The sequence below is a fragment of the Microbacterium sp. Cr-K20 genome (assembly GCF_000708325.1).
Classification (GTDB): domain Bacteria; phylum Actinomycetota; class Actinomycetes; order Actinomycetales; family Microbacteriaceae; genus Microbacterium.
Map to the genome: position 1 here is coordinate 51,065 of NZ_JARE01000064.1, position 15,932 is coordinate 66,996.

18 protein-coding genes are annotated in these 15,932 nt (G+C 68.6%); 11 read left to right on the forward strand and 7 right to left on the reverse strand.

Annotation, left to right across the window (positions count from 1 at the left end; translation table 11 throughout):
• Positions 1-97 precede the first annotated feature (97 nt).
• From GZ67_RS0115680 to GZ67_RS0115690, 3 genes are all read right to left on the reverse strand, one after another.
• Positions 98-742: a hypothetical protein gene (locus tag GZ67_RS0115680; RefSeq protein ID WP_029262443.1), complete on the reverse strand. Its 645-nt coding sequence runs from the start codon at positions 740-742 to the stop codon at positions 98-100.
• 66 nt (positions 743-808) lie between these two features.
• Positions 809-1,309 (reverse strand): amino-acid N-acetyltransferase, encoded by a 501-nt coding sequence (locus GZ67_RS0115685; RefSeq protein WP_029262444.1) that lies wholly within the window; start codon positions 1,307-1,309, stop codon positions 809-811.
• 112 nt (positions 1,310-1,421) lie between these two features.
• Positions 1,422-3,953: an ATP-dependent Clp protease ATP-binding subunit gene (locus GZ67_RS0115690; RefSeq protein WP_029262445.1), complete on the reverse strand. Its 2,532-nt coding sequence runs from the start codon at positions 3,951-3,953 to the stop codon at positions 1,422-1,424.
• Between the two features lie 176 nt (positions 3,954-4,129).
• On the opposite strand from GZ67_RS0115690, the gene GZ67_RS0115695 reads away from it, so the two are divergent.
• The 7 genes from GZ67_RS0115695 (at position 4,130) to GZ67_RS0115725 (ending at position 8,675) form a co-directional block, all read left to right on the forward strand.
• Positions 4,130-4,753 carry a hypothetical protein gene (locus tag GZ67_RS0115695; protein ID WP_029262446.1) on the forward strand — a complete coding sequence of 208 codons (624 nt, stop codon included), beginning with the start codon at positions 4,130-4,132 and terminating at the stop codon, positions 4,751-4,753.
• A complete protein-coding gene (locus GZ67_RS0115700; RefSeq protein WP_029262447.1) occupies positions 4,753-5,400 on the forward strand; it encodes a hypothetical protein in 648 nt (215 codons plus the stop codon). The genes GZ67_RS0115695 and GZ67_RS0115700 overlap by 1 nt, the downstream gene beginning before the upstream one ends.
• The gene (locus GZ67_RS0115705) at positions 5,400-6,173 is read left to right on the forward strand and encodes a hypothetical protein (RefSeq protein WP_029262448.1); all 774 of its coding nucleotides are present in this window, start codon (positions 5,400-5,402) and stop codon (positions 6,171-6,173) included. Before GZ67_RS0115700 ends, GZ67_RS0115705 begins: the two co-directional genes overlap by 1 nt.
• Positions 6,170-6,406, forward strand: a complete 237-nt coding sequence (locus tag GZ67_RS0115710; RefSeq protein ID WP_029262449.1) for a helix-turn-helix domain-containing protein — start codon at positions 6,170-6,172, stop codon at positions 6,404-6,406. The genes GZ67_RS0115705 and GZ67_RS0115710 overlap by 4 nt, the downstream gene beginning before the upstream one ends.
• A gap of 39 nt (positions 6,407-6,445) precedes the next feature.
• Positions 6,446-6,691: a hypothetical protein gene (locus GZ67_RS0115715; RefSeq protein ID WP_029262450.1), complete on the forward strand. Its 246-nt coding sequence runs from the start codon at positions 6,446-6,448 to the stop codon at positions 6,689-6,691.
• A complete protein-coding gene (locus GZ67_RS0115720) occupies positions 6,688-7,140 on the forward strand; it encodes a TA system VapC family ribonuclease toxin (RefSeq protein ID WP_029262451.1) in 453 nt (150 codons plus the stop codon). Before GZ67_RS0115715 ends, GZ67_RS0115720 begins: the two co-directional genes overlap by 4 nt.
• A gap of 110 nt (positions 7,141-7,250) precedes the next feature.
• The gene (locus GZ67_RS0115725) at positions 7,251-8,675 is read left to right on the forward strand and encodes a dicarboxylate/amino acid:cation symporter (RefSeq protein ID WP_029262452.1); all 1,425 of its coding nucleotides are present in this window, start codon (positions 7,251-7,253) and stop codon (positions 8,673-8,675) included.
• 64 nt (positions 8,676-8,739) lie between these two features.
• On the opposite strand, the gene GZ67_RS0115730 is transcribed toward GZ67_RS0115725, so the two are convergent.
• Entirely contained in the window at positions 8,740-10,470 is a 1,731-nt protein-coding gene (locus GZ67_RS0115730) for a cation:proton antiporter (protein ID WP_029262453.1), read from the reverse strand.
• 39 nt (positions 10,471-10,509) lie between these two features.
• Positions 10,510-10,833 (reverse strand): MerR family transcriptional regulator, encoded by a 324-nt coding sequence (locus tag GZ67_RS0115735; RefSeq protein WP_029262454.1) that lies wholly within the window; start codon positions 10,831-10,833, stop codon positions 10,510-10,512.
• Positions 10,834-10,959: 126 nt separating this feature from the next.
• Between GZ67_RS0115735 and GZ67_RS0115740 the strand changes: the two genes are divergently transcribed.
• The 3 genes from GZ67_RS0115740 (at position 10,960) to GZ67_RS0115750 (ending at position 12,846) form a co-directional block, all read left to right on the forward strand.
• Complete coding sequence (locus GZ67_RS0115740) at positions 10,960-11,382, forward strand: Hsp20/alpha crystallin family protein (RefSeq protein ID WP_029262455.1); 423 nt, start codon at positions 10,960-10,962, stop codon at positions 11,380-11,382.
• Between the two features lie 94 nt (positions 11,383-11,476).
• Positions 11,477-12,517, forward strand: a complete 1,041-nt coding sequence (locus GZ67_RS0115745) for an LLM class flavin-dependent oxidoreductase (RefSeq protein WP_029262456.1) — start codon at positions 11,477-11,479, stop codon at positions 12,515-12,517.
• Between the two features lie 119 nt (positions 12,518-12,636).
• The gene (locus GZ67_RS0115750; protein WP_029262457.1) at positions 12,637-12,846 is read left to right on the forward strand and encodes a hypothetical protein; all 210 of its coding nucleotides are present in this window, start codon (positions 12,637-12,639) and stop codon (positions 12,844-12,846) included.
• Positions 12,847-12,891: 45 nt separating this feature from the next.
• Here GZ67_RS0115750 and pheA read toward each other — a convergent pair whose 3' ends face one another.
• Positions 12,892-13,842 (reverse strand): prephenate dehydratase, encoded by a 951-nt coding sequence (gene pheA / locus GZ67_RS0115755; protein WP_029262458.1) that lies wholly within the window; start codon positions 13,840-13,842, stop codon positions 12,892-12,894.
• Positions 13,843-13,920: 78 nt separating this feature from the next.
• Between pheA and pgm the strand changes: the two genes are divergently transcribed.
• The gene (gene pgm / locus GZ67_RS0115760) at positions 13,921-15,564 is read left to right on the forward strand and encodes a phosphoglucomutase (alpha-D-glucose-1,6-bisphosphate-dependent) (RefSeq protein ID WP_029262459.1); all 1,644 of its coding nucleotides are present in this window, start codon (positions 13,921-13,923) and stop codon (positions 15,562-15,564) included.
• 65 nt (positions 15,565-15,629) lie between these two features.
• On the opposite strand, the gene GZ67_RS0115765 is transcribed toward pgm, so the two are convergent.
• Positions 15,630-15,932 (reverse strand): cell wall-binding repeat-containing protein (locus GZ67_RS0115765; RefSeq protein ID WP_197024988.1); only part of this gene is annotated, 303 nt, incomplete at its 5' end.

Here is a 15,932-nt window from a genome sequence, read left to right on the forward strand (position 1 = left end):
CGAGGATGCCAAGGTCGCGCCTTTCCGCATGGGAAGCCGCTCAACGCGACGCATTTCGAAGGCGCTGCGGCGCGTACGCTTCGAACTCCGGGACGGATCAGTACAGGAGGATCTGCGTGGTCGTGAGGCTCGTGAACCCGCCGATGGAAACCTCGACGTGGTACGAGGCTCCCCCGCCGGGAGCGCGCTGACGGTTCTCCTGGTCGCAGGTCTCGACGCTCGAGCGGGTGCGATCCCAGGTCACCGGGTCTTTGCTGGTGACGGTCGTGCCGGCGGTGAGCGTCGCGATCATGCTGCTCGGGTTCTCCTGGCAGTCCGTCGACCGCCACCAGACGTCGGCGCCGCTGGAGATCGTGAAGACCTGCGTCGTCGAGCCGACATCGAGCGTGCAGTCCTTCGTGCCCTTGTTGGTCAAGGAGATGGAGAGCTTCGGCAGGACACCCGCGGCATAGGTCTCCGCATCCGTGACCGCCGAGACCTCGACGTCTTTCGCCTCGCAGGCGACGATCGCCGGCGTCTGCTCGGACGAAGGGCTCGGCGACGGCGACTCGGCGTCGGTCGTCGGGGTCGTGGTGGGTGTCTGCGACGACGAGGATGTCGGCTTCGGAGAGGCATCCGCGGCTGCCCAGGGCTTCGCGATCAGGAGCCAGATCCCGATGCCGATCGCGGCGACGAGCAGGATGAGCCCGATCACCACGACGAGTCGCCGACGACGATAGACGGCAGCGGAAGGACGGGGCATGGTTCCAGGTTAAGCGATCGTGCCCGTGCAGCCTGGGAGGCCGCGGCGGTGGTCTGCGGTGCGCCCTCAGAGCACCTTGAGCATGCGCGTGTTGCCGAGCGTGTTCGGCTTGACGTGCGCGAGATCGAGGAACTCCTCGACACCCGCGTCACCGCTGCGCAGCAGCTGGGAGTACACGTCGGGGTCGACGACCTGCTCGCCGATCGGAGTGAAGCCGCGGCGGCTGAAGAACTCGACCTCGAACGTGAGGCAGAACAGGCGCGACAGCCCGAGCGTGCGCGCGTTCTCCTCGAGACGATCGACGATGGCCCGGCCGACCCCGTGGTGCAGCCAGTCATCCTGCACGAGCAGGGTGCGCACCTCGCCGAGGTCTTCCCAGAACACGTGCAGCGCGCCGCATCCGATCAGCACACCGTCAGCCTCGGCGACGACGAACTCCTGCACCGCGCCGTAGAGGACCGCCAGGTCTTTGCCGAGCAGGATGCGCTGCTCCACAAGAGGCTGCAGCAGGTTGCGGATGCCGACGATGTCGGCGCTGCGGGCCGGTCGGACGATGTACTCGCTCACGGGACAAGCCTAGAACCCACGACCCGTCGCCGTCTGTGCCGGACACAGGAAAGGGGCGGATGCCGCAGCATCCGCCCCTTTCGCGATTCAGCCTTCGTGATTCAGCCGGAGGTCACTCCCCGCTGGCGACCGCCAGGTCGGGGGTGCCGGCGATCGCGCCGCCGCCGGTGTTGGCACCGACCGCGACCTTCTCGCCGCGCGGGCCGTGCTCGAACAGGAACTCCCCGTCCTTCGCGTCGACCTTGACGTGGTCGCCCGAGTTGAGCTCACCGTGCAGGATCTTCTCCGACAGACGGTCCTCGACCTCGTGCTGCATCGCGCGACGCAGCGGTCGGGCGCCGAGCGCCGGGTCGAAGCCGATCTCGATGAGACGCTCCTTGGCGGCCTGCGACAGCTCGATCGTCATGTCGCGGTCCAGCAGACGCTCGCCGAGGCGCTTGGCGAACAGATCGACGATCTGCACCAGCTCGGTCTTGGACAGCTGCGGGAACACGATGATGTCGTCGACACGGTTGAGGAACTCGGGCTTGAAGTGCCGCTTGAGCTCTTCGTTCACCTTGCCCTTCATCCGGTCGTAGCTGGTCGAGTCGTTGCCCTCGATCTGGAAGCCGACGGGACCGCCCGCGATGTCACGTGCACCGAGGTTGGTAGTCATGATGATGACCGTGTTCTTGAAGTCCACGATCCGACCCTGGCCGTCGGTGAGCCGACCCTCTTCGAGGATCTGCAGCAGCGAGTTGAAGATGTCGGGGTGAGCCTTCTCGATCTCGTCGAAGAGCACCACGCTGAACGGCTTGCGGCGCACCTTCTCGGTGAGCTGGCCACCCTCTTCGAATCCGACGAATCCGGGAGGGGCGCCGAACAGACGCGAGACCGTGTGCTTCTCACCGAACTCGCTCATGTCGAGCGAGATGAGAGCCGCCTCGTCGTCGAACAGGAACTCGGCGAGCGCCTTGGCGAGCTCGGTCTTTCCGACACCCGTGGGGCCGGCGAAGATGAACGAGCCCGAGGGACGCTTCGGGTCCTTGAGACCGGCACGCTGACGACGGATGGTCTTGGAGAGGGCGGCGATCGCCTCTTCCTGACCGACGACGCGCTGGTGCAGGGCCTTCTCCATGAAGACGAGTCGGCTGGACTCCTCTTCCGTGAGCTTGAACACGGGGATGCCGGTGGCCTGTGCGAGCACCTCGGCGATCAGACCCTCGTCGACGACCGCGGAGGTCGCGACGTCGCCCGCACGCCACTGCTTCTCGAGACGCAGACGCTCGGCGAGGAGGCTCTTCTCCTCATCGCGGAGGGATGCGGCCTTCTCGAAGTCCTGCTCCTCGGAGGCGACTTCCTTCTGCTCGCGCACCGTGGCGATCTTCTCGTCGAACTCACGCAGCTCGGGCGGGCTCGACAGGATCGACAGACGCAGGCGTGCGCCGGCCTCGTCGATCAGGTCGATCGCCTTGTCCGGAAGGAACCGGTCGGAGACGTAGCGGTCGGCGAGGTTCGCCGCGGCCACGATCGCACCGTCGGTGATCTGCACCTTGTGGTGCGCCTCGTAGCGGTCGCGCAGCCCCTTGAGGATGTTGATGGTGTGCGGCAGCGTCGGCTCGTTGACCTGCACCGGCTGGAAGCGGCGCTCGAGCGCCGCATCCTTCTCGAAGTGCTTGCGGTACTCGTCGAGCGTGGTGGCACCGATGGTCTGGAGCTCACCACGAGCGAGGAGCGGCTTCAGGATGCTGGCCGCGTCGATCGCACCCTCGGCGGCACCCGCACCCACGAGGGTGTGGATCTCGTCGATGAAGACGATGATGTCGCCGCGCGTGCGGATCTCCTTGGTGACCTTCTTCAGACGCTCCTCGAAGTCACCGCGGTAGCGGGAACCGGCGATGAGGGAGCCGAGGTCGAGCGAGTAGAGCTGCTTGTCCTTCAGCGTCTCGGGCACATCGCCCTTGACGATCGCCTGGGCCAGACCCTCGACGACGGCGGTCTTGCCGACGCCGGGCTCGCCGATCAGGACGGGGTTGTTCTTGGAGCGGCGGGAGAGGATCTGCATGACCCGCTCCGCCTCCTTCTCGCGCCCGATCACCGGGTCGAGCTTGTTGTCGCGCGCGGCCTGGGTGAGGTTGCGACCGAACTGGTCGAGCACCGCGGAACCACCCTGGGTGCCGGCAGGCGAGTCGTTGGTCTGCGCGCCGACGGATGCCGGCTCGCGGCCAGGGGCTCCGGAGAGCAGCTGGATGACCTGCTGGCGGACCTTGTTGAGGTCGGCGCCGAGCTTGACGAGCACCTGAGCGGCGACGCCCTCGCCCTCACGGATGAGGCCGAGCAGGATGTGCTCGGTGCCGATGTAGTTGTGGCCGAGCTGCAGGGCCTCGCGGAGGCTGAGCTCGAGCACCTTCTTGGCGCGCGGCGTGAACGGGATGTGCCCGGTCGGCTGCTGCTGACCCTGGCCGATGATGTCCTGCACCTGCTCGCGCACGGCGTCGAGGGAGATGCCGAGGCTCTCGAGGGCCTTGGCGGCGACGCCTTCACCCTCGTGGATGAGGCCGAGCAGGATGTGCTCGGTCCCGATGTAGTTGTGGTTGAGCATCTTCGCCTCTTCTTGGGCGAGGACGACCACTCGACGGGCTCGGTCCGTGAATCTCTCGAACATGCTGTGACTCCTTATTCGCACGGGGCGAAGACGCGTGAAGCGCTTGTACATCGAGAGTAACCACCGCGCAGGGCACGTATGCCCGTGTTCGCCGTGGGCATACCGGGGCTTGACCGTGTTATCGACAGTCGTTATGTTAACGACAGTCGATAACAACCGAACTCAAGGAGGCAGCGATGCGCACCAGTGAAGGACGCCCCTCACTCGTCGACGGGATCGCCCTCGGACTCATCGCCACCGGCGCCGTCAGCGTCGGGATCGGCGCGATCGTCGCCGTGACCTCGGCCGCAACCGAGATCTTCGGCACCGCGCCGACCGTGTCGATACCCGTGCACGACGTCGACCTGACCGCGCTGGACGGAGTCTCCGGCGTGAGCGCGGCGACGGTCGACACCGCGCTCGTCACGGTTCCGGCGATGCCTTCGGGTGCCCGCTGGATGCTGCTCCTCGAGACGCTGCTCCCGGCCCTCGCGACCGTGGCGCTGTGCGCCGGCGTCTGGTGGCTCGGCGTCTCCCTCATCCGCTCACGGCCCTTCCGCGCATCGCTCGGCTGGATGTTCGCGGTAGCCGCCATCCTGATGATCGCCGGCTCGCTGTTCGGACAGTTCGCCGGCGGCATCGGCCGGGCCATGATCGTGCAGGACCTCGCGAACACCGACCCGCAGGTCGAGGACGTGCTGTGGACGCTCCTCGTGCAGTTCGACCTCGCACCCGTGGGCTGGGCGTTCGCCCTCGCCCTCGTCGCCGGTCTGTTCGAGATCGGCCGAAGACTGCAGCGCGACACGGAAGGACTCGTCTGATGACCACGACGAACACGACCACCAGAGCCACCCGATCCGAGACGGCGGATGCCATCACCGTGATCCTCTACGCCGCCGCGGCGCTGGTCACGGTCGCGTTCGCCACGATGCTGCGCGTCGCGAGCACCTTCCGCGAGACCGGAATCGCCTGGACGATCCCGATCGACCAGCAGCCGATCTCGGCGACGACCGACTCGGGCGCCATCTCGATCGAAGGGTTCGCCGACGAGGCGATGATCATCGCGAGCGGCGTGGATACGGTGTCGATCGTCGCGATCGTCGCCGCCATCGCGCTGTGGGCTCTCGCGGCACTCCTCGTCATCGCGAGCGTGACCCTGGTCGCCTGGAACTTCCTGCGCGGCCGGTTCTTCGTCCGCGCGAACGTCTGGGCGTTCAACGCGATCGGCTGGACGCTCGTGGCAGCTCCGATCCTGATCGTGATGCTGGAGACCATGGGGCGCAACGGCGTGACGAGCGCTCTCGGTCTCGGCGAGGGCGAGCCCGTACATCTGGTCGAGTTCTGGACGATCGCGCCGTTCTTCGCCACGGGGGTGACTGTCGGACTGGTCGCCGTCGCATTCCGCCGCGGCATCCGCCTGCAGCACGAGAAGGCGGCGCTCGAGAAGGAGACGGAGGGACTCGTCTGATGCTCACCTTCGGATCTGACGAACTCGGACAGTCCCTGCTCTACATCGGGATCGGGCTCGCGGTGATCGCCCTGATCGTGGCGGTCGTCGTATGGAACAGTCGCCGCCGTGGGAGCCGCACCGTCGCCCTCGATGCCGCCCTCACCCTCTCCGCGTGGTGGATCCTGCTCTCCGCCGTGGGCGCAGTGATCGTCATCGCGAAAGCGTTCACCGTCAACTGGGCCGAGCTCCACGGCGAGACGAACGTCTGGGTGGCATGGCCGGCGGACCTTCCGTGCTCCGAATTCGGCGACAGCGCGACGACCATGCTCACCTGCAGCGGGTCGTCGCTCGCGGATTTCACGGTCGGGAACGCCTCCCTCGGGCTTCGCCTCCTCGCCGCAGCGGCCCAGCTGAGCACCCTCGCCCTGACGACCATGCCCGCCGTGATCCTCGCGGTCATCTGCTTCCACACCCTGCGCGGACGCGTGTTCTCGCGCACGGTCACGCGGGCTCTCGTGGGCGGCGCGATCGCCGTCCTCGTGTTCGGCGTCGCCGCCGACCTCCTGGGCGGGATCGCTGCGACCGCCGGGCTGCGCGAGGTGTTCCCGCCTGACAGCGAGTGGTACCCCTCGGCCTACCAGCTCACCGTCACCCCGCTCCCGTTCGGAGCCGCGCTCGCCCTCGTGGCCCTCGCCGCGGTCTTCCGCCAGGGGACGGGGCTCGAGCAGGACAGGGCGCGTCTGCAGCAGGAGACCGAGCGCCTGCAGAAGGACACGGAGGGACTGGTGTGACCCCGGCCGAGAGCGACGACGAACTCACCGGCATCCACTGCCGGCTCGACGAACTGCTCGCCGACCGCGGGATGACCCTGACCGAGCTCAGCGCCACGGTGGGGGTGAGCATCGTGAACCTGTCGGTGCTGAAGAACGACCGCGCCCGCGCCATCCGGTACTCCACGCTGCGCGCGATCTGCGAGGCGCTCGACTGCGAGGTGGGTGAGCTGCTCGTGCTGGCTCCGCGCTGACGCAGGCAGATGTCTGCGTTCACGAGTATGCTTGTCTGCATGCGAACCACCTTGAACCTCTCCGAAGCCCTCGCGGCCGAGGCGAAGGCGCGCGCAGCCGCGGAGGGCCGAACCTTCACGAGCTTCATCGAAGAGGCCCTGCGGGAGCACTTGGCGAAGCTCCAACCCGCTGCGCCCGCCGAGCCCCTTCCGACTTTCGGCAACCCGCGCACCTCACGATTCCTGGTAGACATCGACGACCGCGACGCGCTGTGGGAAGCGCTGGAAGAGACTCCGATCCGGTGATCGTTCCCGACGTCAACATCCTCGTTTACGCGTTCCGTGCCGACTCCGCGGAACATCAGACCTACGCCCCATGGCTGAACGAGGTGCTCACCCTCGAACCGATCGGCGTCTCGGACACGATCCTGAGTGGGTTCGTCCGCATCGTCACCCATCCTCGGATCACCACGGCCCCGGCACCGATCGACGCGGCGATGGCCTTCACCCGCAGCCTCGTCGCCGCCCCGCGCACACAGTGGCTCACGGCAGGGGCACCGGCCTGGAACCGGCTCGACGATCTCGCCGCAAGCGATCAGGGCATCCGCGGGAACCTCGTGCCCGACGCGTACATCGCCGCGCTCACTCTGGCGAACGGCGCACGTCTCGCCACCCGCGACCGCGGCTTCGCCCGATTCCCCGACCTGAAATGGTTCGATCCGGCGACGGACGCGCAAGCCCGCGGCGGCAGCTGAGCGAACAGCGTCATCGTTCGTCATATCCGCCCAGGGAATTCCCAGGCGGTCATAGCGTTGGGCCTCAGGGCGCGCACTCGGCGCGCCGTGATCCTGGAGTCCCCACCCTCATGAGCACCACCGCACGCGCCCAGAAGGCGCCTGACACCCGCGGGCCGGTCCGGAAGCTGCTGACCTCGTTCGGCTTCCAGATCCTCGCAGCCCTCGTCCTCGGCATCGCCGCCGGTCTGATCGGCCGCCAGCTCGGAGCCACGGCGGAGAACCCCAACGGTCTGTCGGCCACCCTCGACACGATCGGCAACTCGTATGTGACGCTGCTGCGCGCCGCTGTCGTCCCGCTGATCTTCACGGCCATCGTCGCCAGCATCTCGAACCTGCGTCGCGTGCAGAACGCCGCACGCCTGGCCGGCCAGACGATCCTGTGGTTCGCGATCACCGCCTTCATCGCGGTCATCATCGGCATCGTGCTGGGTCTCGTGATCCAGCCGGGCAACCGCGCCGGAGAGGGTCTCGAGACCGGGGAGCCGTACACCGTGGGCACCTGGTGGAACTTCCTGCTGGGCCTGGTCCCGCAGAACTTCCTCGGCCTGACGGTCAACACCTCGCCCGGCGCAGCCGACGGCACGTTCTCGTCGAGCGTGGGCTTCAACATCCTCCAGGTCATCGTGGTCGCGGCCGTCATCGGCATCGCGGCACTCAAGGCCGGCAAGAAAGCCGAGCCCTTCCTCGTCTTCACCGAGTCGCTGCTGAAGGTCATCCAGCGCGTGCTGTGGTGGATCATCCGCATCGCCCCGCTCGGCACCTTCGGTCTCATCGGCTCGGCCGTGATCAAGTACGGCTGGGAGAAGCTCGCCTCGCTCGGCTGGTTCGCGGCCGCCGTCTACATCGGCCTCGCGCTCGTGCTGTTCGTCGTGTACCCGATCCTGGTGCGCACGCACGGCCTGTCGATCAAGCAGTACTTCTCGGGTGTCTGGCCCGCCGTGCAGCTGGCGTTCGTCAGCCGCTCCTCGATCGGCACGCTGCCCCTCACCGAGCGCGTCACCGAGCGCAACCTCGGCGTCCCGCGCTCCTACGCGTCGTTCGCCGTGCCGCTGGGGGCGACCACCAAGATGGACGGCTGCGCCGCGATCTACCCGGCCATCGCCGCGATCTTCGTCGCCCAGTTCTTCGGCATCGAGCTGAACTTCGTGCAGTACCTGCTGATCGTGATCGTCTCGGTCGTCGGCTCGGCGGCCACCGCCGGCACCACCGGCGCGGTCGTCATGCTCACGCTGACGCTGTCGACCCTGGGCCTGCCGCTCGAGGGCGTCGGGCTGCTGCTCGCGATCGACCCGATCCTCGACATGGGCCGCACCGCGGTCAACGTCGCGGGCCAGGCGCTGATCCCGACCATCGTCGCCAAGCGCGAGGGCATCCTGAACGAGGAGCTCTACAACGCGCCGCGCGAGGGCCTGCCCTTCGCCGACGACTCCGGCGACGACGACGCTCCCGAAGCGGATGCCACCTCCGACAAGGAGCCGGTCGGCGCACGCTGACCCACTCCCGCCTCGCACAGAGCGCCCCGCCCCTTCTCGGGACGGGGCGCTCTGGCGTTTCAGGTCAGGCCCGGCTCTGCTGACGGGTGGCGCCGCGGGTGTCGAGCGCGAGCTCCTCGGCATCCATCGCGGCGATCAGCTCGCGCATGACCTCTTCGTCGAGGTTGCCGGCATCACGCTCGGCGAGGAGGATCTCGCGCCGCACCTGCAGCCATCCCCGGGACAGGGCGACGAGGTCTTCGTAGGACGGGCGGCTCGCGGCATCCTCCACCTTCTGCGCCTCGTCGGTGTCCTTCTCGACCCGCGTCATGCGCTTCGTGAACGCGTCGAACACACCGAGGTCGACCTCGCCGTACTTCGCCTCCCACTCGACGCGCCTCTCGGCGAGGAACTTCTTCCCGGCCTCGCGGCTCTTCGCCCGCACTTCGGCGAGCGCCGCTTCGTCTTCCTTCTCATCGGCGTCGCTGGCGATCCCGAGGCTCCGGATGAGCAGCGGCAGCGTGAGCCCCTGCAGCAGCAGCGTGCCGACGGTGACGATGAAGGCGACCACGACGATGGCGTGCGAGGCTTCGGCGTCGAGCGTCGCGAGGTCGGCGGCGGCCACCGCGATCGCGAGGGTGACCACGCCGCGCATGCCCGCCCAGGAGATGACGGCGCTGTCCTTCCAAGTGAGCTTGAGCCCCGCCATCCGGTCGCGCACGATCTGGCTGCGAAGCTCGTCGGCCGTGTAGTCCCCCCAGCGCCGGGACTTGCGGTGCCGCTTCTCGAACTCGCCGCTCTGCACGCCGCGATCCCACCGTTCGAGCTTCCGACGGTCCTGGAAGTTCGCCCAGGCACTCGTCGGGTAGATGTAGAGCGGCCGCACGATCAGGACGACCAGCAGCACGGCACCGGAGAGCAGGAGGATGTGTCCGACCGACTCGCTGCCGAGATCGCGGAGCACGCGCGGGAACTGCAGTCCGATGTAGGCGAACACGAAGCTCTCCAGCAGCAGGTCAGCCGAGAGCCAGAGCGGCTTCTCCTGCTGACGGGTCGTGTAGTCGGTGCGCGGGGAGTTGTAGCCGACGTAGAGACCCATCGCGACGACGGCGAGAACGCCCGAACCCAGCAGATGCTCGGCGATCGCGTAGGCGCCGAACGGAGCGAGGAGCCCGAACGTGCCGATCACGACCGCATCGCTGATGCGCATCCGCAGCTGGTGCAGGACGATCCCGAACACGAGGCCGATGCCGACTCCGATCGCGACGGCCAGCAGGAACTGCCCGATCCCGCCCCAGACCGAGACCGTGGCGCCGGCGAGGATCGCCGCGAACACCCGGTACAGCGTGAGCGAGGTGGCGTCGTTGATGAGGCTCTCGCCGGAGAGGACGGTCATGATGCGACGCGGCAATCCGAGCCTGCGACCGATCGCCGCGGCGGACACCGCATCGGGCGGGGCGACGATCGCACCGAGCAGCAGCGCGCCGGGGAGGGTGAGCGCGGGGAAGATCCACCAGGCCACGAATCCGACGGCGAGTGCGGTGATCAGCACGAGCCAGATCCCGAGCCTGCGGATCTGCGGCAGGCTGCGCTTGAACCCGACGAACGAGACGTCGAGCGCGGCCGAGTACAGCAGCGGCGGCAGCACCAGGCTGAGGAGCAGGTGCCCGTCGATGTCGATGTCGGGGACGAACGGGAGGAAGGAGACGGCGAGCGCCACGACCGTCACCAGCAGCGGCGCCGGCCACCCTCGTGAGCGCGCGAACGCCGCCACCGCGACCGAGCCGACGAGGACGTAGAAGATGCCTGCTTCCATGAGGGAAGCGTATCGCCGCCCTGCATGGCTTCCCGGCGCTCAGGAGCGGTGGGAGGTGGGCCTTTCCCGATCAGAGGCGGACGCGGAATCGTCGGCGAGGGATTCGCGCAGGTCGGCGTTCTCGTCCTGCAACTCGAGCACCCGGGCGATCCCGACGATGTTGAGGCCGTCGTCTCGCAGCTGCGCCGCGCGCCGAAGCCGGTCGATGTCGTCGTCGCTGTAGCGCCGGGTGCCGCCCTCGCTGCGCGCCGGCAGGAGCAGACCCTTGCTTTCGAACAACCGGAGCGTCGCCTCGGGAAGGTCGACGAGCTGAGCTGCCACGGCGATGCCGTAGAGCGGTGTGCGTGAGTCGCGGTGCGTCATCCTGAAAAGTCCCTCAGCTCGGGTTGCGAGTTCTCCGAAGTTGTTCTATAAAAAATCTATAGCACGAGATGCAGATAACCTGCATCGAATCACCGCCCAACTGGGCCGCACGAAAGGAGACACCCCATGGCACTCACCTTCGATCCCTTCAGTCAGCTCGATCGCTTCGCCGCGAGCGTGCTGGACTCCGTTCGCGCACCCCGGCTAATGCCGGTGGACCTGTACCGCGACGGCGACCGGTACATCCTGCACGCCGACCTGCCGGGAGTCGATCCCGGATCGATCGACGTCGACCTCGACGGCGGCCAGCTGACCCTCCGGGCGCAGCGCACGGCCGACAGTCGAGAAGGAGTGCGCTGGCTCGCCCGCGAGCGCGGCGCCGGCTCGTTCCTGCGGCAGTTCTCGCTCGGCGAGGGCGTCGACCTCGACGGCATCAGCGCCTCGTACGACAGCGGCGTGCTCTCGGTGATCATCCCCGTGAGCGAACGCGCCAAGCCGCGCAAGATCACCGTGGAGTCGACCGAGCAGCGCCAGGCCATCGACGCCTGATCCACCGGGGGTGGCGCCGCGCGCGCCACCCCCGCCACGCCGGTCGCGGCCTGATCGGGGAATGCCGGAGAGCGGCGGCGGGTTGTCCCTCGGGATGAATGACGTCGCCCTCTCCGTCCTCGACCTCGTCCCGGTGCGCACCGGCCAGACCAGTGCCGAGGCCATCGCCGCCTCCCTGTCCCTCGCCGAGATCGCCGATCGGCTCGGCTACCGCCGGTACTGGTTCGCCGAGCACCACAACATGCCGTCGGTGGCATCCACCACTCCCCCGGTGCTGATCGCGGCGGCCGCCACCCGCACCTCACGCATGCGCCTGGGCTCCGGCGGTGTGATGCTGCCCAACCACGCCCCGCTCATCGTCGCCGAGCAGTTCGCGGCGCTCGAGGCGATCGCGCCCGGACGCATCGACCTGGGTCTCGGCCGCGCCCCCGGCAGTGACCCCGTCATCACCCAGCTGCTGCGTGGCTCGGGCACCACGAGCGACGTCGAGCAGTTCCCCCGCCACGTGCAGGACATCGCCGCCCTCCTCTCCGCCGACGGTGCCGCGCTGCGTTTCACCTCGGGCGGCGAGTACACCGTGCGCGCGACACCCGCCGCGACCGGCACCCCCGAGGTGTGGCTGCTCGGGTCGAGCGACTACTCGGCGCAGCTGGCCGCCTCGCACGGTCTGCCCTACGTCTTCGCGAACCACTTCTCGGGCCAGGGCCTCGAGCGCGCACTCGACCTGTATCGCACCGGCTACCGTCCGAGCGAGGAGCACCCGGAGCCGCGCACCTTCCTCACGGTCAACGCGGTCGCCGCACCCACGCAGGAGGAGGCGGAGGCGCGCGCCCTCCCGCAGCTGCGCATGATGGCGCGACTGCGCCTGAACCAGCCGCTCGCCGCTCTCGAGACCGTCGAGCAGGCGGCCGCCGCCGAGACCGACGCTGCGACCGACGAGGTCGTGCAGGCCGCCCGCTCGCGGTGGTTCGTCGGCACGGGCGAGAGCGTGGCCGCCGAGATCGGCGCCTTCGCCGAACGATACGGTGTCGACGAGGTCATGCTGTCGCCGGTCGCCGGCGCCTACGATGCCGAACCGAACGACGCACCGACCGGTCGCGCACAGACGCTCGAGCTCATCGCCGCCGCGCGCTGAGCTCCTGTCAAGCCCTGGCTTTCCCGCCGGTACAGGCGTAGCGTCACGCACAGTGCCGTCGACAGGGGCGCAGCCCCTTCGGCGATCGCACTGTCGGCAGCAGCAGAAGGAGTTCGATGATGAGCACCACCAAGACTCTCGCCCTCTGGGTCGCCTATGGCCGCAACGGCGTCGTCGGCAGCATCCGCCACGATGACGCCGGTTACACGGTGACGATGGCCGGCTCCGACGAGGCGACCGGGACGTACCCGAACCTCGCTTCAGCGAAGGGCTCCCTGCATTCCCATATGGCTCCGGGCAGCGACTGGCCCCGCTTCCAGGAGCACTGAACCACGGCATCCGCCTGACCGTGCTGGGCGGTCGGGCGGGTGACGTCAGACGTCGGGCTCGCCGGAGAGGATGCCGCGCAGCCAGTCGCGCGCCTCGATGAAGATGTCGTCGGAGTAGCGCTCGGGGTAGTGCACGATCTGCCGGTCGGCGCGCGGATACGAGCCGAGGAACACCACCCGGGGGCTGAACCGGCGGATACCGAGCAGCGCATCGGCCATGCGCTCGTGCTCGATGTGCCCGTCGGCGTCGATGACGAACCGGTAGCGACCGAGCTCGTCGCCGATGGGCCGCGACTCGATGAGCGACAGGTTGATGCCGCGGGTCGAGAACTGTTCGAGCATCTCGAGGAGCGAGCCGGGGTGGTCGTGCGGGAGTTCGACGATGAGCGAGGTCTTGTCCGCCCCGGTCGGCTCGGGCGAACGGGTCGTGCGGGTGACGAGGACGAAGCGGGTCACGGCCTGGGCGTTGTCGCCGATGCCCTCCGCGAGCACGTCGACGTCGTAGTGGTTGACGATGCCGGGTGCCGCGATGGCCGCCTGCGCGGGCAGCGTGCCGTCGAGGACGCCGATCGCGGATGCGACATTGCTCGATGCGGGCACGTGCGAGTGCGAGGGGAGATGGGCGCCGAGCCAGCCGTGGCACTGGGCGTACGCGACCGGATGCGCCGCGATCACCTCGACCTGGTCGAGCGTGGTCCCCCGCGGCGCGACGAGCACGAAGTTCACACGCACCAGGTATTCGCCGATGATGCGGAGGCCGGGGAGCGTCGCGAGGGCGTCCTGCGTGGTGGAGACGCCGCCCTCGATCGAGTTCTCGATCGCGATCATCGCGGCGTCGCTGCGGCCCTCGAGCACGTCGGCCAGAGCTTCGCCCACGTTGTGCACGGAGCGCCACTGCTGACCGCGGGCCTCGGCCACCTGCTCCAGCGCCGCCTCCGTGAAGGTTCCGGCAGGGCCCAGATAGCTGTAGGTACGGCGTTCAGTCACGGGTTTCACCTTATCCCCCAGCTGACAGACCGATATGCGGATGACTTCGCGGATGCGATCCTGCCGATCAGGGGGCAGACTGAAGAGATGACCAGCCGTGCCGGCCTCCCCGCGGAGGAAAGTGACCTGATCGACGTCGACGAGCTGATCGCCGCCTACTACGACCGCACGCCGAACCCAGAAGTCGCCGCCGAGCGGGTCGTGTTCGGCACCAGCGGCCACCGTGGGTCGTCGCTGTCGAACAGCTTCAACGAGAACCACATCCTCGCCACGACGCAGGCGATCGTGGACTACCGGGCCGCCCAGGGCATCGCCGGTCCGCTGTTCCTCGGTCGCGACACGCATGCGCTGTCACTGCCGGCCGAGCGCAGCGCGATCGAGGTGCTGCTCGCCAACGGCGTGGACGTGCGCGTCGACTCGCGCGACTCGTGGGTGCCGACGCCGGCGCTCAGCCACGCGATCCTCACGTACAACCGCGGCCGCGCGGCGGACGACCCGGGCCGCGCCGACGGCATCGTCGTGACCCCGTCGCACAACCCGCCGCGTGACGGCGGATTCAAGTACAACCCGCCGCACGGCGGACCCGCCGACACCGATGCCACCGGCTGGATCGCCGACCGGGCGAACGCACTGATCGCGGCGGGGCTCGAGGGCGTCAAGTCGGTGCGGTTCGCCGACGTCGACTGGGACGCGCTCAACGGCTACGACTTCCGCGACGCCTACGTGCGTGACCTGCCCTCGATCATCGACATCGATGCGATCCGCACCGCCGGGGTCAGCATCGGTGCCGACCCCCTGGGCGGAGCATCCGTCGAGTACTGGTCGCTGATCGCCGAGATGCACGATCTCGACCTCACCGTCGTGAACCCCGAGGTCGATCCGACCTGGCGCTTCATGACTCTCGACTGGGACGAGAAGATCCGGATGGACCCGTCGTCGCCCTCGGCGATGGCCTCGCTGGTCGCGAAGAAGGGCTCATACGACGTCCTCACCGGCAACGACGCGGATGCCGACCGGCACGGCATCGTCACCCCGGATGCCGGGCTGATGAACCCGAACCACTACCTGGCCGTCGCGATCGACTACCTGTTCTCGCACCGGCAGGACTGGCCGCGGGATGCCGCGATCGGCAAGACGCTCGTGTCGTCGATGATCATCGACCGCGTCGCCGAGTCGCTCGGCCGGCGCCTACTGGAGGTCCCGGTCGGGTTCAAGTGGTTCGTGCCCGGCCTGCTCGACGGCTCGGTCGCGTTCGGCGGCGAGGAGTCGGCCGGAGCATCCTTCCTCCGCCGAGACGGCTCGGTCTGGTCGACCGACAAGGACGGCATCCTGCTGTGCCTGCTGGCCGCCGAGATCATCGCCGTCACCGGCAAGACGCCGTCGGAGCGCTACCGCGAGCTGGAGGCTGCCTTCGGCGCATCCGCCTACCAGCGCGTCGACGCACCGGCGACGCCCGAGCAGAAGGCGACGCTCGCGAAGCTCGCTCCCGAGGCCGTGACGGCGACGACTCTGGCCGGCGAAGACATCTCCGCGAAGCTCTCGCACGCACCGGGCAACGGCGCGGCCATCGGCGGCCTCAAGGTGCAGACCGAGCACGCCTGGTTCGCCGCCCGGCCGTCGGGCACCGAGGACGTCTACAAGCTGTACGCCGAGAGCCTACGCGGCCCGGAGCACCTCGCCGAGGTGCAGGCCGAGGCGCGCGCCGTGGTGTCGGCCGCGCTCGAGGGCTGACCCGAGCGCTTCTGCGCCGCAGAGGGTCGAGGGAGCGACCGGGTCGCTCCCTCGACCCTCTGTCGTCAGCGCTTGACGTAGGTCTCGGCCTGCTTCTTGACCGCCTCGGTCACCACACCCGTGCCACCGAGGATGACGATCTTCTGGGGCTTCAGACGCGCCAGCTCCTGAGCGACCACCGGCGGCAGCGCCCCCGGCTCCGTCAGGAGCACCGGACCACCGAAGTGCCCCGCCGCGGCCGCACCGGCCAACGCATCCGGGAAGTCCCGCCCGTTCGCGAGATACACCACCGGCACGCCAGCTGTCGGGAACGACGCCACCGAGACCGCTACCGCCGTCTCATACCGACCAGGACCCGACTGACGGGA